The sequence below is a fragment of the Rhodococcus sp. JVH1 genome (genome assembly GCF_000280725.2).
Classification (GTDB): Bacteria; Actinomycetota; Actinomycetes; order Mycobacteriales; family Mycobacteriaceae; genus Rhodococcus_F; species Rhodococcus_F jostii_A.
Map to the genome: position 1 here is coordinate 7,096,713 of NZ_CP166289.1, position 22,273 is coordinate 7,118,985.

Here is a 22,273-nt window from a genome sequence, read left to right on the forward strand (position 1 = left end):
GACGTCTCTGGAAAGCGGTGGGAGCACCCACCCGCCCACGGGGAAAGGGCCGTCTTCAACCGCGAACGACGGTACCGAATCTCTCAGGCGCTCGACTCGAGCAGGCGACAGAGGGGGAGGGACGTTCCGCTACGCGGGGCGTGTCCTGATCCTCCGAACTGCTTGGGAGTTGTCGTGATCGACGCTGGAAGCCGTACATTCGCCGATCGTCATGTCGGCCCGAACGCTGCGGAACTCGCGCACATTCTCGAACTGGTCGGAGCCGATTCGCTCGACGACCTCGCGTCGAAGGCCGTCCCCGCCGTCATCCTGGACGGGGTCACGGGCGGCATCGCCGACGGCCTCGACGCACTGCCCGCGCCGGTGTCCGAGCACGAAGCGCTCGCCGAACTGTCCGCACTCGCCGCGCAGAACACCGTGGCGACCTCCATGATCGGTCTCGGCTACTACGACACCCTCACCCCGCCGGTCCTGATCCGGAACATCATCGAGAACCCGGCCTGGTACACGGCCTACACGCCGTACCAGCCCGAGATCAGCCAGGGCCGGCTCGAAGCGCTCCTCAACTTCCAGACGATGGTCGCCGACCTGACCGGCATGGAGGTCGCCAACTCGTCGATGCTCGATGAGGCCACCGCCGCCGCCGAGGCGATGACGCTGTTGCGCCGGGCGAGCAAGAGCAAGTCCCCGCGGTTCGTCGTCGACGCCGACCTGTTCCCGCAGACGCTGGCCGTCGTCGAGACCCGGGCCGAGCCGCTCGGCATCGAGATCGTCGTGGCCGACCTGTCCGCCGGCCTTCCGGACGGTGACTTCTTCGGCGTCCTCGCCCAGATGCCCGGCGGGTCCGGCCGCATCGTCGACTACACCGACGTGATCGCCGCCGCCCACGAGCGCGGCGCACTGGTCGCGGTCGGGGCGGATCTGCTGGCACTCACCCTCCTCACCCCGCCCGGCGAGATCGGGGCCGACGCCTGCTTCGGCACCACCCAGCGGTTCGGTGTCCCCATGGGCTTCGGTGGCCCGCACGCCGGCTACCTCGCCGTGCACACCAAGCACGCACGTCAGCTCCCCGGCCGTCTGGTGGGCGTCTCCGTCGACGCCGACGGTGACAAGGCGTACCGGCTGGCGCTGCAGACCCGCGAGCAGCACATTCGCCGCGAGAAGGCGACGTCGAACATCTGCACCGCTCAGGTGCTGCTGGCGATTCTGGCGGCCATGTACGCCAGCTACCACGGCGCCGAGGGCTTGAAGGCGATCGCCCTGCGCGTGGCGAACACGGCGCACTCGCTGGCCGCCGCGCTCCGCAAGACCGGGGCCGTCGTCGTCCACGAACACTACTTCGACACGATCCTCGTTCGAGTCGACGGCCGAGCCGCGGACGTGGTGGCGAAGGCGAAGGACGCCGGCATCAACCTGCGGCTCGTCGACGCCGATCACGTCGCCATCGCGTGCGACGAGGCCACCACCGCCGACGACGTCACCCAGGTTCTGGCGGCGTTCGGCGGCGAAGGCGCCGTGACCGAGGAGGTGGGCACGTCCGTCCCCGACGCGCAGCTCCGCGGATCCGACTACCTGCAGCACGAGGCCTTCACCCGGTATCGCACCGAGACGGCGATGCTGCGCTACCTGCGGGCGTTGTCCGACAAGGACATCGCACTCGACCGAAGCATGATCCCACTCGGTTCCTGCACGATGAAGCTCAATGCCACCGCCGAGATGGAAGCGATCACCTGGCCCGCGTTCGCCGGACTGCACCCGTTCGCGCCGACCGGGGACACACCGGGAATTCTCCGCATCATCAAGGACCTCGAGAACTGGCTCGTGGCCGTCACCGGCTACGACGCAGTCAGCCTGCAGCCGAATGCCGGTAGCCAGGGCGAGTACGCGGGGCTGCTCGCGATCCGCAACTACCACCTCAGCCGTGGAGACGACCACCGCGACACCTGCCTCATCCCGTCGAGCGCCCACGGCACCAACGCCGCATCCGCGGTCATGGCCGGGATGCGCGTCGAGGTCGTGGCGTGCCGCCCCAACGGTGACGTGGACCTGGACGATCTGCGCGCGAAGATCGCCGACCATGCCGAGCGCCTCGCGGCGATCATGATCACCTACCCGTCCACACACGGTGTGTACGAGCACGAGATCGCCGACATCTGCGCCGCCGTCCACGACGCCGGCGGCCAGGTGTACGTCGACGGCGCCAACCTCAACGCCCTTGTCGGCCTGGCCCGTCCCGGCCGGTTCGGCGGCGACGTGAGCCACCTCAACCTGCACAAGACGTTCTGCATCCCGCACGGTGGCGGTGGCCCCGGCGTCGGTCCGATCGGTGTGCGGTCCCACCTCACGCCGTTCCTGCCCGGGCATCCGCTCGCACCGGAACTCGGCACGGCCGGACCGATCTCCGCGGCCCCCTACGGCAGTGCGTCGATCCTCCCGATCACGTGGGCGTACATCCGGATGATGGGCGCCGTCGGGCTGCGCCGCGCAAGCCTGACCGCCATCGCCTCGGCCAACTACATCGCGCGCCGCCTGGACGAGTACTTCCCCGTCCTCTACACCGGCGAGGGCGGAATGGTGGCCCACGAGTGCATCCTCGACCTCCGGCCGATCACCAAGGACACCGGTGTGACCGTCGACGACGTCGCAAAGCGCCTCGCCGACTACGGATTCCACGCACCGACGATGAGCTTCCCGGTGGCGGGCACCCTCATGGTGGAGCCCACCGAGAGCGAGAACCTCGAAGAGATCGACGCCTTCTGCGAGGCGATGATCGCGATCCGCGCCGAGATCGACCGCGTGGGCGCGGGGGAGTGGCCGGTGGACGACAACCCGCTGCGCGGTGCCCCGCACACGTCCGGTTGCCTCGTCGCGGAGTGGAACCACCCCTACACCCGTGAGACGGCGGTGTTCCCCCGGGGCAAGGCACGGCCGAAGGTGTGGCCGGCGGTGCGGCGCATCGACGGTGCACACGGCGACCGCAACCTCGTGTGCTCCTGCCCGCCGATCTCCGCATTCGAAGGCGCCTGACACAGATGCCCGTCCCGCTCACGCGGGGCGGGCATCGCTCGCTCAGTCCTCGCGCACCAGCTCCAGGATCGTGATCTCCGGTGGGGCGCCCACCCGCACGGGCGGACCCCACGTGCCTACACCGCGGGTCGTGTAGAGGACGGTGTTCCCGATGCGGTCCAGTCCCGTCACCGACGGCTGCTGCAGCGGCACCATATAACGCAGCGGCCACATCTGCCCACCGTGCGTGTGCCCCGACAGTTGCAGGTCGACACCGAGGTCGGACGCTTCGAGTGCCTGCCGCGGTTCGTGCGCGAGCAGCACGACGAACGTCGACGGGTCGCGTCCGGCGAGCGCGGCCGGAAGATCGGGTTCGTACGGGGTCGGCGAGGAATAGTCGTGGATGCCCGCGATGTCGAGGGTGGCGCCGCCCCGGGTGATCGTCGCGCGCTCGTTGCGTAGCGTCCGGATGCCCAGCCGGTCCCACACGTCCAGCCACCGGCCACCGTCGTCGGCGTAGAACTCGTGATTGCCGCTGACACCGAACACCCCGAGCGGGGCCTCGAGGTCGCCGAGCGGTTGCAGATCGGGCGACACCTTGGCGACGGTCCCGTCGACCAGATCGCCCGCGATCGCGACGAGATCCGGCTGCTCCGCGTTCACCAGGTCGACGACCCGCCGGGTGAAATCCACTCCTCGCGCCGGGCCGACGTGAAGGTCGGACACGAGCGCCACACGCACACCGTCGAACTCGGCGGGCAGACGCTTCAGCGGCACCCGAACCCGCACGATCCGAGGCCGCGCGGCCTCCGACACCCCGTAACCGGCGGCGCCGACGGCACCCACCACGACGACGGTGGTGGCGATGCGCAGGCTTCGCCGCCGCGACAGATCGACCTGTTCGTCGTTCCCGGTGCCGCGCAGACGGCCGAACAGCCGCGTCGGCAGCGACACCAACGCGACCAGGAGAAGCCCGAGCACCAGATAGAACATCGCGCCGAGCCACACCCAGCCCACCCACCCCGGGGGACGCGCCCATCCCGGATCGAAGGCTTCGCCGCTGCCGACGCCGATGACCGCGAGAACCCACAGGACCACGAGGGTCACGTCGACGGCCACCGACCAGGGCCGGCCCAGCCCGGTGGCCCGCACGAGTCGCCGATGGAGCCACCACGTGACGAGTGCGAGGAAGACCGCGAAGACCAGGAGCCTCGTCACGACAGCAGCTTACTGATCGCGGTCGGCAGTGCCGCGCCGTCCGAGGACGCGACCTTCTCCAGCGACCCGCCGGTGCGATCGGCCAACGCCTGCAACGTGTTGAGGTCGGAGTTCTCGCCGATCGTCACGACGTCGATGCGCACCGGCTTCGACGTGCTCGAGGCCGCCGCGATAGCGGACAGCAGATCCGCGCGCGCAACGGAGTCGTCGTTGGCGCCGTCGGTGACGAGCAGCACCGAGTTGGTCCGGCCCGGCGAGTATCCGTCGACCGCGCTCTTGTAGGCCGCTTCGAGCGACGTGTACGTCGAGGACCCGGTAGCGGGTGTCGCCTTGGCGAGCCGGGCGTCGAGTGCCTGCCTGCGGGTGCCCTCCGTGAAACCGCCCGCCGATAGGGGGCCGGTCGCGACCACGGTCGTGTACGGCCGCGACCCGTCGAGCGTCGTGCTATACTCCCAAAGCCCGAGGTTCGACGAGTCCGGAGAACGGTCCACGTGGGCTGCGAGCGCTGCCGTCGTGTTCGCCAGGCGCGTCGCCGTCCCCTCGCGCTCTCCCATCGAGCTGGAAACGTCGAGCAGGACGGTGGAGGTGCGGGGGGTGATCGGATTCCGGATCACCTGCATCAGCTCGGCCGCAGCGGCCGCGTCCGCGGGAACGAGGGTGGATTCGAAACCGGGAAAGGCCAGCGCGGTGTCGTCGGGCCGGGCCAGTCCCTCGACCCGGAACCCGGCGTCGGCCAAGACCTGCGCCTGATCGGGTCGACGGACGAACTCCGCGAACTGTGCGGCGGCGCGGCTCTGCGTCTCGTCGACGGACGGGCCCGCGAGGACGGCCGCCGGGTGATCTGCCACGGGTGTCGGGCCTTTCGGCATCGATGTGGTGATGTCTGCTCCGGGTGCGGCGCGCAGGGCCTGGTAGACCTGCTGTTCGGTGGCCGCAACCGCGTGGATGCCGGAGGTGGCGGGATCGCCCTGCTCGGCCAGCGCGGTGAGCGCCTCCCGCGTCGTCGCGGGCTTCGTCCCCGACGACGCCTCGTAGCCGAGCGCCAGACCGGTGAGTGCCGACGTGACGGGAGCGGAACGAGCCTGCTCCTCCGTCACCGGACCCGTGGGGCTTCCCGTGACCGCGGCTGCGACCGCTTCGACTGCCGTCTCCGTGCTCTCGGCGCCGGGGCCGACGGGGAGCGCCATGCCCAGGCTGCCCCAGCCCGGCAGGCCGAGAGTCGCGAGGGAGTCGCGGCCGGTCTGCAGCGACGGCAAGTCCTTCCAGTCGATCGCCGGTGTGCCCGGCGCGTTCGCGAACGCCGTCCGGACCGCGAGCACGACGGGACTGGTCGCCACGGGACGCGCTTCGCCGCTGATGACGCCGGTCGCCGACAGCTGCTTGACGGAATGCGAGCTCGACGGAATCCACAGAGCGGGGCGAGGCCCGAGTGCCGCTGCGTCCCACGGGCCGTCCGGCCCCGCGGACAAGGCGTCGCGCACGGTGTCGGACGCGACGGCAGTGACCGTCACCGACACGCACTGATCGCGGATCACCGGAGCAGTCTCCGTGAAATGGTCGGCGAGAGTCTGGAGCTGGGGTGCGATGTCCGGATCCGCCGCGACCGCGAGCACGGATTCGCCTTCGACGCAGGCGCCCGCGGCAGCCTCGCCCTGATCGGTAATCCGGTCACGCAACTGGAACCAGCCCACCACACCCGCCGCGATCACGACGACGAGACCGAGCACGATCAAAGGCCCCCTGCTGATACCCCTGGCGCGCGATTCGCCGCGATGCTGCCCCACGTGCTATCCAGCCCCTGTCCGACGAGTTCGACGTTGACCCTCGCAGTGTAGTGATGCGCAGGATCACCCCGGCCTGACACGTGAGTGGCGAAGCGTCCCGCGGGACGCTTCGCCACTCACGTGGGGAAACTACCGGTCAGGCGTTGGCTGCTTTGTATTCGCGGCGGCGGCGGTGCAGGATCGGTTCGGTGTAGCCGGAGGGTTGGGTGGTGCCGTCGAGGATGAGTTCCTTCGCGGCCTGGAAGGCGATGTTGGTGTCGAAGTCCGGGGCCAGGGGCCGGTAGGTGGGGTCGTTCTGGTTCTGCCGGTCCACGATCGGGGCCATCCGTTGCAGTGACTGCACGACCTGGTCGGCGGTGACCACGCCGTGCCGGATCCAGTTCGCCAGCAGCTGGGAGGAGATGCGGAGGGTGGCGCGGTCTTCCATCAGGGCGACGTCGTGGATGTCGGGGACCTTGGAGCAGCCGACGCCGGCGTCGATCCAGCGGACCACGTAGCCGAGGATGGACTGGCAGTTGTTGTCGAGTTCTTCCTGCTTCTCGGCGTCGGACCAGTCGGTGCTGGGGGCGAGGGGGATGGTGAGGATCTCGTCGAGGCCGGCCCGCCGGGTGCCCTTCAGCTGGTTTTGGACGGCGACGACGTCGACCTGGTGGTAGTGGGTGGCGTGCAGGGTGGCCCCGGTCGGGGACGGCACCCATGCGGTGTTCGCGCCGGCCTTGGGGTGGCCGATCTTCTGGTCGAGCATCTCGGCCATCAGCTCGGTCATCGCCCACATGCCCTTGCCGATCTGCGCCCGCCCCTGCAACCCGCAGGCGAGCCCGACATCGACGTTCCAGTCCTCGTAGGCGGTGATCCAGGTCTGCTTCTTCATCTCGGCCTTGCGGATCATCGGCCCGGCCTCCATCGAGGTGTGGATCTCGTCGCCGGTGCGGTCGAGGAACCCGGTGTTGATGAACACCACCCGCTCCCGGGCTTCGTTGATGCAGGCGGCGAGGTTGACGGTGGTGCGGCGTTCCTCGTCCATGATGCCGACCTTGAGGGTGTTGGCGGGCAGCCCGAGGACCTGCTCGACGCGGCCGAACAGTTCGGTGGTGAACGCGACCTCGTCGGGGCCGTGCTGCTTGGGTTTGACGATGTAGATCGACCCGGTGCGGGAGTTGACCAACGGCCCCGTCGCCTCGGACGTGCTGAGCCCGTGGACGGCGCACAGGGAGGTGATCAGGGCGTCGAGGATGCCCTCGGGGATTTCGGTGCCGTCGCCGTGCAGGATCGCCGGGGTGGTCATCAGGTGCCCGACGTTGCGGACGAACAGCAGCGACCGCCCGTGCAGGGTGAGCTCGGACCCGTCCGGGGCGGTGTAGGTGCGGTCCGGGTCGAGGCGGCGGGTGAACGCGGTGCCGCCCTTGGTCATCTCCTCGGTCAGGTCGCCGCGGTTGAGGCCCAGCCAGTTGCGGTAGCCGATCACCTTGTCGTCGGCGTCGACGGCGGCGACGGAGTCCTCGAAGTCCATGATGGTGGTGACCGCGGACTCGAGCACCACGTCCTTGACCCCGGCCGCGTCGGTGGACCCGATCGGGGAGGTGGGGTCGATCTGGATTTCCGCGTGCAACCCGTGATTGCGCAGCAGCACACTGGTCGGGGCGGCCGGGTCGCCGAGGTAGCCGACGAACTTACCCGGCTCCGCCAGCCCGGTGACGGTGCCGTCGGCGAGCTGCACGGTCAGCGCGGTGCCGTCGACGGTGTAGCGGGCGGCGTCGGCATGCGACCCCTGCGCGAGGGGGGCGGCGGTGTCGAGGAAGGTGCGGGCCCAGGCGATGACCCGGTCGCCGCGGACCTTGTTGTAGGTGGCGCCCGCCTCCGCGCCGCCGTCGTCGGGGATGGCGTTGGTGCCGTACAGGGCGTCGTACAGCGACCCCCACCGGGCGTTGGAGGCGTTCAGCGCGAAGCGGGCGTTGAGGACCGGGACCACCAGCTGCGGGCCGGCGGTGGCGGCGATCTCGGTGTCCACGTTCGCCGTGGACACCTCGAAGGGGGCCGGTTCGGGCACCAGGTACCCGATCTCGGTCAGGAACGCCTTGTACTCGGCCGCGTCGATCGCCGTCCCGGTCCGGTCGCGGTGCCAGCCGTCGATCCGGGCCTGCAGGTCGTCGCGGGTGGACAGCAGGGCCTTGTTCTTCGGCGCCAGCTCGTCGATCACCGTGGCCGCACCCGACCAGAACCCGTCGGCGTCCACTCCGGTCCCGGGCAGCGCCTCCTCGTTCACGAAGTCGTAGAGCACCTTCGCGACCTGCAGACCGCCGACCTCAACACGCTCAGTCATGAAATGCCTCACTGTTCCGCACTTGGAGCACCGGACGGGTGCCACGAACCGCAACCAATGTTACCCGCTGGTAAGGATGCGGTGTGGCAGATGTCCTGCGGAGGGGAGGGTGGGAGGTGAGGTCAGGCCTTCTCGCCGGTGGACGGCTCCAGCGACGGGGCTTCCGACTCGATCGGCGTGTCGTTCTCGGAGTCGATCCGGTGCAGATCGCCCGCGGCCTCTGCCGCGCTGAGACGCGAGCGGCGCCAGGCGACGACCAGCAGTCCGGCCCACACCGCAACGAGAGCGAGGTACCCCAGGGTCGCGGCGACGCCGGTCACCTCGAACGTCTTGAACAGCTTCTGCGCGTTGGTGATGATGATGATGCCGCCGACACCGGTACCCAGAAGGGTCGCGGGCACCCGGCTGACGAGCCACGCCGCGAGCGGGGCGGCAATGATGCCGCCGAGGGCCAGCCCCGCGATGATGGGGATGTTGTCGAAGAAGTCGCTGCCGAGACCGAAGATGAAACCGATGCTGGCCGCGGCGGACACCAGGAACTCCGACGCGCTGACCGAACCGATGACGGTGCGCGGTGCGGTCTTGCCGCGCGAGAGCAGCGTGCTGGTGGTGATCGGCCCCCAGCCGCCGCCGCCGCTCGCGTCGATGAATCCACCGAACAGTCCGAGCGGTGACAGGAACTTCGCCGTGTGCGGCGACGTCCGGGCGTCGTTGACGGCGGGAGGACGGATGGAGAAGCGGAGGAGGACGTAGATACCGATCGCCAGCAGGATCGTCGACGTCACGGGAACGGCGGCGGCCGTCGACAACTGGGACAGCACCGTCGCACCGAGGAACGCGCCGACGGCGCCGGGGACGCCGAGGCGCAGGACGAGGGACCAGTCGATGTTGCGGAACCGCCAGTGCGACGCGCCGGAGGCGAGCGTGGTGCCGACCTCGGCGAAATGCACTGCTGCGCTGGCGTGTGCCGGTCCGACGCCGCTGAACACGAGCAGGGTGGTTGCAGTCACGCCGAAGGCCATGCCGAGAGCGCCGTCGACCAGCTGGGCACCCACGCCGACCAGCGTGAAAATCAAGAGCTTGAACATCGAGACTCCGACCGAGAGAGCGAACCGTCAGGGCAGCAAAGACCAGCGAGCAGGCTGGTCAGCAACATCCCTGGTCGAAGGCATGGCCTCGGCGGGAGGGCCAGAAGGGCATGAGGGCGAGCGAGGCCGCGGGGCCTGCCTGCGCGCTCGTGCCGTTCACTCGGACTCCCGTGTCTCTCGTCGCGTGCGCGGCTGTCCGCGCACAAGGGTCGACACTAGCGGGAGGGGTGGGCGCGTGTCATCTTCACACGCGCCCAACCGCTCACAGTTTGCGTGCAGAGATCTCGAAGCCCGCGTCGCGCAGCCGTGTCACCAGGACGTCGCCCAGTGCCGTCGCGGGGGTGAGGACACCGGTGGCGTCCGGCAGTGCATCCCCGCCGAGGACGAGGCTCAACGCGGACTCGCCGAGCATCACCGCGGTGGCGCTGTATCCGGGGTCGCCCTCCGCCTTCACCCGCGACGTATAGCGCGCGCCCGTGCTGGTGGTCGTGTACACGTCCATGGTGAAGTGGCCCTTGCGTTGCGCCTCCTCGCTGGGACCGTCGCCCGGTGAGGGCAGAACGCGGTCGAGGACGTACCGGGTGGGCGGGAGGGCCATTCCGACGATCATCCCGCCGAGGCCCGCGGCCACCGCACCCGCGATCACCGGTGTGATCGGGGAGCTCCCGACATTCATGACCTCCCGGTATTTGAACTTCCGGCCGTAGGCCCAGTCGCGGAGCGCGTTGCTGCGGCGCACGACGCGCGTGTTGTAGGGGCCCATGAAGAAGGGTGCCTTCCACCCCTTCAGACCGGGCGCGATGTCCTCGCCCTTGACCACGCTCATGTCGGATTGCTTGCCGAGGTCCGGTTCCTTCGAGCGGTCGGGGCTCATGGAGTACGGCGAAGCCGCGAGACGGCGTAGCGCCGGATCCTTCTTCGATACGTCCACCTGCGTGCGCAGCGAATCGATCGTGCCGCCGCTGACGCCGCCCCGCACGGACGTGACCACCAGCGTGGTGTCGGTGAGTTCGCCGGCGCCGTCCTCCCGGACCTTCTCGTGCAGGACGTGCACCCCGAGATCGGACGGAATGGAGTCGAATCCACAGGAATGGACGATGCGGGCGCCGGTCTCGCGGGCCCGTTCGTGGTTGGCGTCGATGCTCTCGCGGACGAACAACACCTCCCCGGTGAGGTCGACGTAGTCGGTGCCCGCCTCGGCGCAGGCCGAGGCGAGGGCGTGACCGTACTTGGCGTAGGGCCCGACCGTCGTCGCGACCACGCGGGTGCGTGCCGCCAACGCTGCGAGTGACGCGGCGTCGTCGGAGTTCGCGACGATGACGGGCCACTCGGCCGCGCGAGGTCCGAGCGAGGACCGCACCGCTTCGAGCTTGGCGGCTGTGCGCCCCGCGAGCGCGATCCGCACGCCTTCTGGTGCGTGCTGTGCGAGATAGTCGGCCAGAAGCTTGCCGACGAAGCCGGTGGCCCCGTACACGACGAGGTCCAATTCACGTGCGCTGTCTGTCATGGCACGACCCTACTCGGCGGTAGGGTAAGGACGCGCTCAGGCTCCGGTACCGCCCGGATGGGTGGGTGCGAGGGGCACCCGGGTGCGGAGTCGCAGGACGACGTAGCCGACCCACGAGGTGACGACGCCGAGCGCGACGAGAGTTTGGATCGCTCCCGCGGCGGATTCCGGGTAGACGACCCCGGTGAGGTAGTGGGAGATGAACCCGGACGAGGGGAGTGGGTCCTGCCCGGCGCGGACCCGGGCCCAGCTCTCCACATGCGTCAGCGGACAGTCGATGCCGACGAGGAGACCGGTGAATCCCCAGGCCACCGCAGCGAGGTGGAGGGCGATGGTGCGCGGCCAGTGCCAGGCGAGAAACCCGCCGCACACGACGTAGAGGATGAAGATCAGGTGCGCGACGGCAGTGGCGTCGGCGACGACCTCGTAGAAGACGCTCCCCATCGATGCACCCCTGACATCCGAAGTTCCCCCCTACGCCATCGTAGGCGTCGCCCGGCCGGATCCGCCGGGTAACGGGCTCAGGCGGTGCCGCGCACGTCTTCCTTGACCACCAGAATCGGAATGTCGACCTCGAGCAGGAGGCGCTGCAGCCACCGTTCCAGGAGGAACTTGCCGATCGGGGACATCCGCCGGGTACCCACGACGAGCAGATCCGCACCGCTGCTGTCGACCAGCGCGCACAGTGCGCTCACCTGATCGCCGTCGTGTTCGTTGGTGCGCAGTTCCCACGACGACTCGCCGACCCCGCCGCCCTCGAGCGTCGCCTGGATCTCGGCGCGCAAGGCGGACCGGTCGGACTCGGCGTCCTGCCCGGGGTCGTCGTCGAGGACGTGGAGGACGAGCAGCTGTTCCCGTCGTTGCACAGCCTCGCGGGCGGCGTGGACGATGGCCGCCCGGCCTTCCGGGCTGTCTCGGTGGACAACGGCTATCGCCATGAAGCGCCTCCATTTGCAGGTATCGGTACGACCCTATTATCCCCGTGCCGGAGAGTGCTCCGGCTGTGTCGATGCTCTCGTAGGCGGACCCGAGCGGTGCTCGATCACCAGGGTGAGGGTTCGTAGTCCTTCAGGAAGCAGCCGTGGAGATCGACGCCCTGCTCGCCCTGGACGATGGGGTCGTAGACGCGGGCGGCGCCGTCGACGAGGTCGAGGGGGGCGTGGAAACCCTCGTCGGCCAGGCGCATCTTGGTGTAATGCGGCCGCTCGTCGGTGATCCATCCGGTGTCCACCGCGGTCATGAGGATGCCGTCGTCGAGCATCTCCTTGGCGCTGGTGCGGGTGAGCATGTTCAGCGCGGCCTTCGCCATATTGGTGTGCGGGTGCCCCGGACCCTTGTAGGCGCGGCTGAACTGGCCCTCCATCGCGGAGACGTTCACCACGTACTTGCGTCGGGCGCCTGCGGCCGCCATCGCGGGCCGCAGTCGGGACACGAGGATGAAGGGGGCGACCGAGTTGCACAACTGCACCTCGAGCAGCTCGATCGGGTCGACTTCCTCGACCGTCTGGACCCAGCTGTTCGTGTGCGCGAGGTCGGGCAGGAGTCCGCCGGCGTCGATCGCCAGACCCTGGTCGATGCGATCGGGGGATGCCGACTTCGCGACCAGTGCGAGTGAGCTCACCGCGTCGGGGGACAGTGCGGCGCCCGCCATCGCGGACACGTCGGACAGCGAACCGGCGAGTGCCGCCGGGTGGGCGTCGCTCGTCTTGCCGAACGTCAGGACGTCGGGCAGGTCGCCGGAGGGAAGGGCGCCGGACTCGGCATCGGCGAGCGCGCTGTAGGCGCCGGGGGAACGTCGCACCGTCTGTGCGGCGTTGTTGATCAGGATGTCCAGCGGGCCCTGCGCGGCTACGGAGTCGGCCAGCGCGACGACCTGCGCCGGGTCGCGCAGATCGATACCGACGACGCGCAGCCGGTGGATCCACTCGCTGCTGTCCTCCATCGCCTTGAACCGGCGGATGGCGTCGTTGGGGAAGCGTGTCGTGATCGTCGTGTGGGCTCCGTCGCGGAGCAACCGCAGCGCGATGTACATGCCGATCTTGGCGCGACCGCCGGTCAGCAGCGCCCGGCGTCCGGTGAGGTCGGCGCGCGCGTCCCGCTTGGCACGGCTCTTCGCCGCGCAGTCGGGGCACAGCTGGTGGTAGAAGGCGTCGACCCGGGTGTACCGCTGCTTGCAGATGTAGCACGGGCGGGGCCGGATCAGGGTGCCCGCGGATGCGCCGTCGGCGTTCGACGTGAGGGGGATGCCCGCGGTCTCGTCGTCGATCCGATCGGGTGAACCGGTGGCGGTCGCGGCGACGACCTGACGGTCGGCCTCGGAGACGGCGTCGCGGGCCGCGATCCGCCTGCGCTTCTTCAACTTCTTGAAGAGGTGACCGACGGCGCGCTGGACCGTGACGGCATCGGGATCCGCGTCGTCGAGTTCCGCCGCCTGATCGAGAACCTTCAGGCAGATTTCGAGATCCGCCGGATCGATCGTCGTCGCTGTTTCACCCATCGAACTTCGCCCTCTCACGAAGAAGGCCCCGGTTCGATGAACCGGGGCCTTTTCGTCTGTCTCAACTCAGAGTGTCCGAGGGGGGACTTGAACCCCCACGTCCGTTAATAGGACACTAGCACCTCAAGCTAGCGCGTCTGCCATTCCGCCACTCGGACTTGCCTGCCCCCATTTCCTGGGTGCTGCAAAAGATTAACCGATGAACCGCCACGGCCCAAATCGCCCCTCTCACCTGAGCGTTTCCGCTGCTGCGGTGGTAGGAAAGTGGAGTGCCAACTACACAGGAAACCGCAGGCCAGGGTCGCGCCGAAGCCGAAGTCGTGGATCTCGTCAGTTCATTGATCCGCTTCGACACGTCCAACACCGGAGAGCTCGCCACGACGAAGGGCGAACGCGAGTGTGCGGAGTGGGTGGCGGCCCAGCTGCAGGAAGTGGGTTACGAGACCGAGTACGTGGAGTCGGGTGCGCCGGGCCGCGGCAACGTGTTCGCGCGGCTGAAGGGCTCGAACCCCGACCGTGGCGCCCTCATGCTGCACGGCCACCTCGACGTCGTTCCCGCCGAGCCGGCCGACTGGCGCGTCCACCCGTTCTCCGGAGCCGTCGAGGACGGATACGTGTGGGGGCGCGGCGCCGTCGACATGAAGGACATGGTCGGGATGATCCTGGCGGTGGCCCGCCAGTTCAAGGCCGAGGGAATCGTTCCTCCCCGCGACCTCGTGTTCGCCTTCGTCGCCGACGAGGAGGCCGGTGGCAAGTACGGCTGCCAGTGGCTCGTCGAGAATCGTCCCGATCTGTTCGAGGGTGTGACGGAAGCGGTCGGTGAGGTCGGCGGTTTCTCCCTGACCGTTCCGCGACCGGACGGCACCGACCGCAGGCTCTATCTCGTCGAGACCGCTGAGAAGGGTCTCGGATGGATGCGGCTGACGGCAAAGGGCCGGGCCGGGCACGGTTCGTTCCTGCACACCGACAACGCCGTCACCATCCTGGCGCAGGCGGTCGCCCGGCTGGGTGCGCACACCTTCCCGTTGGTCATCTCCGATTCGGTGGCCGAATTCCTCGAAGCGGCGGGTGAGGAGACCGGACTCGACTTCGACCCGAAGTCGCCCGACCTCGACGGCACCCTCGCGAAACTCGGCACCATCGCCAACATCATCGGCGCCACCCTCCGCGACACCGCGAACCCGACCATGCTCTCGGCCGGCTACAAGGCCAACGTCATCCCGCAGACCGCGGAGGCCGTCGTCGACTGCCGGATCCTGCCCGGCAGGCAGGCCGAGTTCGAGGCGACTGTCGACGAGCTCATCGGACCGGACGTCCAGCGTGAATGGATCACGAAGCTCGATTCCTACGAGACGACCTTCGACGGGCATCTGGTCGACGCCATGAACGACGCGATCCTCGCGCACGATCCCGGTGCCCGGACCGTGCCCTACATGCTGTCGGGTGGAACCGACGCCAAGGCGTTCGCGAAGCTCGGCATCCGGTGCTTCGGGTTCGCTCCGCTGCAGCTGCCCGCCGACCTGGATTTCAGCGCGTTGTTCCACGGTGTCGACGAACGGGTACCGGTCGACGCACTACTGTTCGGTACACGCGTGCTGGAACATTTTCTGCTCCACAGCTGATCCGAGAACCGATACGCGACAAGAGAGGAACCGCATGTCACACGACCCGTACGAGGCACTTCCCGACCTGCCGAGTTTCGAGCTGACCTCCACCGACGTCACCGACGGGCAGCCGCTGAACAAGGAACAGGTCAGCGGGATCTTCGGCGCCGGCGGCTACGACAACTCACCGCAGCTGTCGTGGTCGGGGTTCCCCGCCGAGACCAAGAGCTTCGCGGTGACGGTGTACGACCCCGACGCGCCGACGGCGTCCGGATTCTGGCACTGGGCTGTTGCCAACATTCCGGCCGACACGACCACGCTGGTGAGCGGTGCAGGCGACGACGACGGAACCGGGCTCCCGAGCGGTGCGATCACGCTGAAGAACGACGCCGGATTGCGTCGCTTCCTCGGCGCGGCCCCGCCGGAAGGGCACGGTCCGCACCGCTACATCTTCGCGGTCCACGCGCTCGACGTGGAGACCCTCGACGGGGTCACGGCCGATTCGACACCGGCATTCCTGGGTTTCAACCTGTTCTCGCATGCGATCGCTCGCGCGACGATCCAGGGGACATACGAGCAGTAGCTCGGCAACTCCGGAAAGACACGGGTGGCCGGCGAATCCTCTGGATTCGCCGGCCACCGGTCTGTGTGCGGTCCGTGTCAGCGAACGGCGCCGGCGCCGACCGCATCGGCGACGGAGGAGTAGCCGGCCTCGCGCACCTTCCGGGCCAGCCCCTTGTGGATGCGGCGCGCCCAGAACGGCCCGCCGTAGATGAATCCGGTGTAACCCTGCACGAGGGACGCCCCGGCCAGGATCCGTTCCCATGCCTGGTCGACGGTCTCGATGCCGCCGACGGAGATCAGCACCAGGCGATCACCCACCCGCGCGTGCAGGCGGCGGAGGACCTCGAGGGATCGTTCGGCGACCGGAGGTCCCGACAACCCGCCCGCGCCGATCGCCGACACCTCGGCGTCCGGGGTGTTCAGCCCGTCTCGGCGGATCGTCGTGTTGGTCGCGACAATGCCCGCCAGGCCGAGTTCGAGCGCGAGATCCGCGACCGCGTCGACGTCGTCGTCGGACAGGTCGGGTGCGATCTTCACGAGAACCGGGACGGTCACGCAGTCGAGAACGGCACGCAGGAGAGGCCGGAGAGATTCGACGGCCTGCAGGTCCCGCAGTCCCGGGGTGTTCGGGGAGCTGACGTTGACCACCATGAAATCGGCCAGCGGGCCGAGCAGTTGCGCGCTCGCCGTGTAGTCGGCCGGCGCGTCCGCGGCGTCGACGATCTTGGTCTTGCCGATGTTCGCGCCGATCGGGACACCGGCCCGGCGCTGACGGAGATGATTGGCGGCATTGCCTGCGCCGTGATTGTTGAAACCCATCCGGTTGATCAGGGCGCGGTCCGCGGGCAGCCGGAACAGGCGGGGCGCCGGGTTGCCGGGCTGCGCCTGGGCGGTGACGGTGCCCACCTCGGCGAACCCGAAGCCGAGGGGGCCCCACGCGTCGACGCCGGTCGCATCCTTGTCGAACCCGGCGGCGAGCCCGAGCGGCGCCGGGAAGTCGAGTCCGAACACGGTGTTCCGCAGTACCGGATCGTCCACGACGAGGACCTTGCCGACGAGCTGACGCAGTGGCGAGAACCGCGTGACCAGGCGCATCGCAGCGAAGGCCAGGTGATGGATCCGCTCCGGAGGAAGGCGGAACATCACCCGTAACAGCAGGTGGTACAAGGAGGTCTCCCTAAATTGCGGGGTCGGGGACATGGTGAGCGGTCTTCCTTCGTTTGAGCAGCACACGGCGGCTTCCGTCGGAGTACAGGCGGACCCGGGACAGCTCCCAGCCACCGAATTCCGCCTGGATGGCCAACCTCATCGAAGCGCTGATGCGGGTGACGTCGGGTGGCAGCCGAAGCGGCACGTACTCGTAGTCCTCGGATTCGATCTCCCACCCGGAGGGGAGTCGACGTGAATGCGATGCCATCTACGAACTCCTCGTCGGGATCTGCTGTAGGCCGTCTCCCGTCGCGGAACCGATCAGGAGGTCACCGTTCACGGTATCCACAGTGACAGAGTTCGGCTGCCGGACGGTGGGATACCGCGCCGTTTCCACGCCGACACCACTCGACAGGTCGAATCCGACCACTTCGTTGGTCTCGGTCAGCGTGACCCACGCGCGGTCGGCGGTGTCGTCGTAGGCGACGGCGTACGGCGCGAGCCCGGCGGGGAACCGCTGGCGGAGCATCAGTGTGTCGGTGGTGTAGGCGAGCAGTTCGTCGCCGGTGGTGTCGGTGACGAGGATTCGTCCGTAGTGATCGGTCGTGAGCTGAGTCGCGCCTTCACCGGCGCGCAGCGCGACTCCGAGCGCGGCACCGGGGACGTCGATGGCGGTGACGGACGTCTGCCCTCGGTCGAGAGCGGTGAGCGAGTCGCCGACGACGGCAAGTCCGTCGACGGACGTGAGACCGCCGATCACCTGTGACTCGTTCGTCTCGGTGTTCACGATGTGAATCTCGCCATTGCCCAGGCCCATGGCCAGCCGTCCGTCGGGCAGTTGGGCCACCGACCGGACGTCGCCGTCGGCGGGGACGAACGTCACCTCGCCGGTGCGCAGGTCCAGGCGTCCTACCTGGGTGTTCATGGCGAGCAGCGCCACACCACCGGGGGCGAGGGAGACCTGCGCGACGGTGGCGTCCAACGGAATCACCCGCGCAGCCGCCGCGAAATCGCCGGCCGGGAACAGCAGGATCTGGTTGCCTTCGCCTCCCAGTACGACGGTCGTGCGGGTCTCGGGGTCGAAGGTGGTGGACTCGATCGGCAGACCGACAGGGTGGACGACACCGGCAGGCGTGGTGTTCTGGGCCGGCGACTGCGCGGCACTCGCGGGCGCAATGGTGATCGCCTGATCCTCGTCAGAGTTCGAAGAACAGCCCGTGACCAGTAGAAATGCCACTCCGATACACGAGGCGACGAAGCGCGCTCCCGGTCTACCCATGTGCTGCTCCTCGGGGTTCTCTCATCGACCTACACCTGTACAACTGCCAACAAGCATCCCTGATCGGCGAAACGCCCACGAATGCGGTCGGTGCCGAGCGGGTGCCGAGGCGATACCGTGAGAAACATCGACCCCGCGCCCGGCGGTCTCCCGATCGCCGGCCCAGGTCATCGAGGAGAAGACCGTGGAAATACCCGAAACACCGACGTTCACCGTCGAAGACGTCACGGTAGGACCGCACGCACACGGCTTCGGCCGGACCGCAGAAGGTAACTCCTACGCATTCCGGGTGCGCAAAAGCACGATGCACGTCGAGGTCTACCGCGCCGACGTGGAAACCGAGGTCCCGGCTCCGGACGACATCGTGGCGTCTGCGCGACGCTCGGTCCGGGAGATCGACCTGACCGATGAACGCAGCATCGTCGCCGTCGTGAGAGATGCCGTGTCCGATCCCGATTCCCACGTGGCAGGACCGGAGGACGGGATCACCGTCCGTGCGGTACTCAGCCGTCTCGGGGCCGTCATCGACGGGTTGTGACCCCCGCGGTCTAGCGCTGATCGCGGCGGGGGAGGACGAGGGTCGCACCGGTCACCGGGTGCTCGATGACCTCGACGGGGTGCCCGTACACCCGGGTCAGCAATTCCTCGGACAAGACGTCGGCGGGAGGGCCGTCCGCGGCGACACGTCCCTGCTCGAGGACCACGATCCGGTCCGCGTACGCGGCGGCGAGCGCGAGGTCGTGGAGGACGACCACCACCGCGGTGCCCTGCTCCGCGCGGGAGCGGGCGAGACGCATCACGGTCTCCTGGTGCCCGAGGTCGAGGGCGGCGGTGGGCTCGTCGAGCAGGATCGTCTCGGTGCGCTGCGCCAGCACCCGCGCCAGAGCCACCCGGGCACGTTCGCCACCCGACAGCGCGGTGAACGGCCGGTCGGCGAACGCCACGACGTCGCAGATCCGCATGGCCTCGGCGATCGCGACGGCGTCGTCGTCGGAGCGGGGGGTGCGTGCCCACGGTGAGCGGCCCATCGTGATCACCTGACGTGCGGTGAACGAGAATCCGACCGTGTTCTGCTGGGGAAGGACCGCCCGGCGCTGGGCCATCTCGAGCGCCGTCCACTCGCCGAGGTCCCGGTCGTCGAGGTGCACGGTTCCCGTGTGCACGTCCTGATCGCCCGACAGCGCCGCGAGGAGCGTCGACTTGCCCGCCCCGTTGGGGCCGACGAGAACGAGGACCTCGCCGATCCGCACGTCCACGGACACGTCGTCGAGCACGGGCCTGCCCCCGCGGGCGACCGCGATGCCGTCCGCCCGCAGCGTCACCGCCCCCGACGGGCGCGGCGGAGGCACCGGGTCGGTCCGTCGGAACAGGCTCTGCTCGATGGCCTCGCCGACCCGGGTGCGGAGCGGGTGGAATGCCGGACTCATGCCCACCCGCCCTGACTGGCCCGGGTGCGGCGCAGCAACCAGAAGAAGAACGGCCCGCCGACCAGGGCCGTCAGCATGCCGAGCGGGAGGTCCGCGTTCGCCACGAGCGACCGGGCGCCCAGGTCGGCGAGGAGCAGCACGAGCGAACCGCACAGCGCGCTCGCCGGGATCAGGGCCCGGTGGCCCGGCCCGACGGCGATGCGCATCAGGTGCGGGACCACCAAGCCCACGAACAGGATGATGCCGGTGAAGGCCACGCTGGACGAGACGAGCAGGGCGACGATCAGCACGGCGATCTGACGTAGCCGCTCGACGTCGAGGCCGAGGTGCCGGGCCGCGCTCTCGCCGAGAGACAGCAGGTCGAGTTTCCCGGCGATCATCATCGTGGCGGCGATCCCGGCGACGGTCATCGGCGCCACCACCGCGACCGCGTTCCAGGTGGCCCCGTTGAGGCTGCCCAGTTGCCAGAACACAATCTGATCGCGCGCCGCGGGGGACGCGACGAACGTGAAGAAGGCGATGAGGCCGCCGGCGAACGCGTTGACCGCCACACCGGTGAGGACGAGGGTGACCACCTCGGTGCGGCCCTCGTGCCGGGCGAGGACGTACACGGCGACGGTGGTGATCAGTCCGGCGACGAAGGCGGCCGCGGCCACCGTCCACCCGGCCGCGAACGCGCCGCCGACCACGATGGCGGCGCTGGCGCCGACCGCGGCTCCTGCCGACACCCCGATGACGCCGGGTTCGGCGAGCGGGTTGGCGAACACACCCTGCAGCAGCGCTCCCGCGCATCCGAGCGCCGCCCCGACCAGGATGGCGAGGACCACGCGCGGGAACCGAACCTCCCACAGCGTCACCTCACCGCTGGGATGCGCAGGCATCGGCCCGAGATCCAATCCGACGCGGTGCAGGATGCTGCCGAGAACCTCTCCGGGTCCGGTCGGCACCTGTCCGATGCAGGCCGACAGGACGGCGGCGACAGCAAGGGCGATCAGCAGACCGCCGAGGACGGCACCGGTTCGAGTGCGTGAGGAGGGCTTACCCGGAGCGTGGAGGTCTTCGACGGTCATGGATTGTCGGTCGGGTAGACGGCGTCGGCCAGCGCGCCGAGTACACGGCCCGTGTTGGGGCCGAAGCTGAGCAGCACCCCGTCCTGCATGTCGACGACGCGCTGGTTCTTGCCCGCCGGAGTCTGCGCCACCCCGGGGATCTTCTCGAGTCCTTCGATGCCGCCGATCGATTCGAGCCCGCCCGTCATCATCAGGAGGGCGTCGGGAGCGGCGGCGATCAGAGCCTCGCTGGTGATCGGCGCGAACTGCTGCGTGATGCCCGATGCGGTGCCGGCGTCGACTGCGCCGAGTGCGTCGATCAGCGAGTCGGCGCCGGACCCGGGGCCGCCGATCATGGTGATCGCGGTGCCGCGCAGATAGAGGAACGCGATCTTCAGGGGATCGTCGCCCTGGGGCGCGCGACTCCGGGCGGCCGCGATCTCACTCTCGGTGCGGGCCGCGAGTTCGCGACCCTGCTCGGGCACGCCGAGCGCATTCGCCACCGCCGTGATCTGATCGGGCACGCCCTCCAGGGTCCGCGTCGGATCGAAGAAGACGACCGGAATACCGGCTGCCCGCAGCTGATCCTGCACGGCCTGCGGTCCGATGCTGGTGTCGGTGAGGATCACCGTCGGCGCCAGGTCGAGGATGGCCTCGGCGTTGAGGGACTGCCCGCCCGGTGTCACCACCGGGACGTCCTGCGCGGCCGGGAACTCGGAGGCGATGTCCCGGCCCACCACGTTGTCGCCGAGTCCGAGTGCGAAGACCGTCTCGGTGAGCGTTCCGTAGCGGTCCGCGGTCACGATCCGGCTCGCGTCCGTGATCGTCACGTCCACCCCGTCGAAACTGCGGACCGTGACGGGCAGCACGGGTGTGGCGGGGGACTCGAGGGGTTCGGGATTCAGGTCGTCGAGGACCGCCGTGCGCGCACCGCCGGTGCCGCCTGCGCTGTCACCGGCGCCGGATGTGCACGCCGTCACCGCTACCGCGGACACGAGAAGCAGGACGAGAACGGCGAACAGCGACCTGTCCGTGCGGGTCCGGAGCACCGATCTCATCGTGCGAGGTACCGGTCGATGTCCGCTTCGAGGGCGGCGAACAGGTCGCCGTTGAGCCGGTAGGCGAGGTTGACCTCGTCGATCACCCGCTGCTGGTCCTCCGGAGTCAGGGGCGCGGCGTCGAGTTTCGCGCGGTAGGTGTCCTTGAACACCTTCGGTTTCGGGATCTCGTCGAAGATGTAGAACTGCAGGCCGTCGGTGGTGTACCCGTAGGCGCGTTCGAGCATGCGCCGGATGATCTGCCCACCGGACAGATCTCCCAAGTACCGGATGTAGTGGTGCGCAACGAAACCGGCGGGCCACTCGTACGCCACCTCGCGGAGCCGCTCCACGTAGCGGGTGGTGGCGGGCAGCGCGGACACCGTCTCGCGCCACGACGGCCCGCGCAGGAACTCGAGATCCGCTTCCAGTGACGGAACCCGCAGCAGTTCGTCGTGGAGAAAAGGCGACGCGACGGGGTTGCCGGTGTGGGTGCGTCCGGCGTCCTCGAGTTCGCGGTAGACGAGGTACGTCTGCGCGAGCAGTTCGGCGTAGCCGTCCGAGGTGAGTTCACCGGCGAGTAGGGCCCCGACGAAGCGGGACTGCTCCGTCTCCCGGTGAGCGGCGTCCGTCCCGGCCTTGATGCGCTCGGCGAAGCCGACGATTCGGCGATCGGCCGCGTCGGCCTCGTTCAGCGTGGTCATGGACTCTCCTGCAGATCTACGGGCGTCGGCCGGTGGGCAC

At 69.1% G+C, this 22,273-nt stretch carries 19 protein-coding genes and 1 tRNA gene; 4 read left to right on the forward strand and 16 right to left on the reverse strand.

Going from position 1 to position 22,273, the window contains the following annotated elements:
• Positions 1–174 precede the first annotated feature (174 nt).
• Positions 175–3,027 (forward strand): aminomethyl-transferring glycine dehydrogenase, encoded by a 2,853-nt coding sequence (gene gcvP / locus JVH1_RS33220; protein WP_009473576.1) that lies wholly within the window; start codon positions 175–177, stop codon positions 3,025–3,027.
• A gap of 42 nt (positions 3,028–3,069) precedes the next feature.
• Here gcvP and JVH1_RS33225 read toward each other — a convergent pair whose 3' ends face one another.
• From JVH1_RS33225 to JVH1_RS33265, 9 genes are all read right to left on the reverse strand, one after another.
• Entirely contained in the window at positions 3,070–4,224 is a 1,155-nt protein-coding gene (locus tag JVH1_RS33225) for a metallophosphoesterase (RefSeq protein ID WP_009473575.1), read from the reverse strand.
• Positions 4,221–6,008, reverse strand: a complete 1,788-nt coding sequence (locus JVH1_RS33230; RefSeq protein ID WP_043778039.1) for a substrate-binding domain-containing protein — start codon at positions 6,006–6,008, stop codon at positions 4,221–4,223. Before JVH1_RS33230 ends, JVH1_RS33225 begins: the two co-directional genes overlap by 4 nt.
• A 136-nt stretch (positions 6,009–6,144) precedes the next feature.
• Complete coding sequence (locus JVH1_RS33235; RefSeq protein WP_371113060.1) at positions 6,145–8,328, reverse strand: malate synthase G; 2,184 nt, start codon at positions 8,326–8,328, stop codon at positions 6,145–6,147.
• A 122-nt stretch (positions 8,329–8,450) separates the two neighbouring features.
• Positions 8,451–9,416, reverse strand: coding sequence for a sulfite exporter TauE/SafE family protein (locus JVH1_RS33240; RefSeq protein WP_009473571.1), 966 nt, complete (start codon positions 9,414–9,416; stop codon positions 8,451–8,453).
• A gap of 262 nt (positions 9,417–9,678) precedes the next feature.
• Entirely contained in the window at positions 9,679–10,923 is a 1,245-nt protein-coding gene (locus JVH1_RS33245) for a trans-acting enoyl reductase family protein (RefSeq protein WP_009473570.1), read from the reverse strand.
• Between the two features lie 36 nt (positions 10,924–10,959).
• A complete protein-coding gene (locus JVH1_RS33250) occupies positions 10,960–11,367 on the reverse strand; it encodes a DUF2784 domain-containing protein (protein WP_009473569.1) in 408 nt (135 codons plus the stop codon).
• 77 nt (positions 11,368–11,444) lie between these two features.
• On the reverse strand, positions 11,445–11,861 hold the full coding sequence (locus JVH1_RS33255) for a universal stress protein (RefSeq protein WP_009473568.1): 417 nt from the start codon (positions 11,859–11,861) through the stop codon (positions 11,445–11,447).
• 104 nt (positions 11,862–11,965) lie between these two features.
• Entirely contained in the window at positions 11,966–13,420 is a 1,455-nt protein-coding gene (locus tag JVH1_RS33260) for an SDR family oxidoreductase (RefSeq protein WP_009473567.1), read from the reverse strand.
• Positions 13,421–13,492: 72 nt separating this feature from the next.
• A tRNA-Leu gene (locus JVH1_RS33265) sits at positions 13,493–13,578 on the reverse strand.
• Positions 13,579–13,689: 111 nt separating this feature from the next.
• On the opposite strand from JVH1_RS33265, the gene JVH1_RS33270 reads away from it, so the two are divergent.
• Positions 13,690–15,042: a M20/M25/M40 family metallo-hydrolase gene (locus tag JVH1_RS33270; protein ID WP_009473566.1), complete on the forward strand. Its 1,353-nt coding sequence runs from the start codon at positions 13,690–13,692 to the stop codon at positions 15,040–15,042.
• A 34-nt stretch (positions 15,043–15,076) separates the two neighbouring features.
• Complete coding sequence (locus tag JVH1_RS33275; protein ID WP_009473565.1) at positions 15,077–15,607, forward strand: YbhB/YbcL family Raf kinase inhibitor-like protein; 531 nt, start codon at positions 15,077–15,079, stop codon at positions 15,605–15,607.
• Positions 15,608–15,684: 77 nt separating this feature from the next.
• Here JVH1_RS33275 and JVH1_RS33280 read toward each other — a convergent pair whose 3' ends face one another.
• The 3 genes from JVH1_RS33280 to JVH1_RS33290 are packed head-to-tail and all read right to left on the reverse strand — an operon-like array spanning position 15,685 to position 18,016.
• Complete coding sequence (locus JVH1_RS33280; RefSeq protein WP_009473564.1) at positions 15,685–16,755, reverse strand: quinone-dependent dihydroorotate dehydrogenase; 1,071 nt, start codon at positions 16,753–16,755, stop codon at positions 15,685–15,687.
• Positions 16,756–16,765: 10 nt separating this feature from the next.
• A complete protein-coding gene (locus JVH1_RS33285; protein ID WP_009473563.1) occupies positions 16,766–17,005 on the reverse strand; it encodes a DUF5703 family protein in 240 nt (79 codons plus the stop codon).
• A complete protein-coding gene (locus tag JVH1_RS33290; RefSeq protein ID WP_009473562.1) occupies positions 17,006–18,016 on the reverse strand; it encodes a hypothetical protein in 1,011 nt (336 codons plus the stop codon).
• A gap of 184 nt (positions 18,017–18,200) precedes the next feature.
• Here JVH1_RS33290 and JVH1_RS33295 point away from each other — a divergent pair, with 184 nt between their 5' ends.
• Positions 18,201–18,554 (forward strand): hypothetical protein, encoded by a 354-nt coding sequence (locus tag JVH1_RS33295; RefSeq protein WP_009473561.1) that lies wholly within the window; start codon positions 18,201–18,203, stop codon positions 18,552–18,554.
• Positions 18,555–18,564: 10 nt separating this feature from the next.
• On the opposite strand, the gene JVH1_RS33300 is transcribed toward JVH1_RS33295, so the two are convergent.
• Genes JVH1_RS33300 through JVH1_RS33315 form a run of 4 tightly spaced genes read right to left on the reverse strand, consistent with a single transcriptional unit; the run spans position 18,565 to position 22,233 of the window.
• Entirely contained in the window at positions 18,565–19,443 is an 879-nt protein-coding gene (locus JVH1_RS33300; RefSeq protein ID WP_009473560.1) for a heme ABC transporter ATP-binding protein, read from the reverse strand.
• Complete coding sequence (locus tag JVH1_RS33305) at positions 19,440–20,513, reverse strand: iron ABC transporter permease (RefSeq protein WP_009473559.1); 1,074 nt, start codon at positions 20,511–20,513, stop codon at positions 19,440–19,442. The genes JVH1_RS33300 and JVH1_RS33305 overlap by 4 nt, the downstream gene beginning before the upstream one ends.
• Entirely contained in the window at positions 20,510–21,550 is a 1,041-nt protein-coding gene (locus JVH1_RS33310; RefSeq protein ID WP_043778018.1) for a hemin ABC transporter substrate-binding protein, read from the reverse strand. Before JVH1_RS33310 ends, JVH1_RS33305 begins: the two co-directional genes overlap by 4 nt.
• Positions 21,547–22,233 (reverse strand): heme oxygenase (biliverdin-producing), encoded by a 687-nt coding sequence (locus JVH1_RS33315; RefSeq protein WP_009473557.1) that lies wholly within the window; start codon positions 22,231–22,233, stop codon positions 21,547–21,549. The genes JVH1_RS33310 and JVH1_RS33315 overlap by 4 nt, the downstream gene beginning before the upstream one ends.
• Positions 22,234–22,273: the final 40 nt, after the last annotated feature.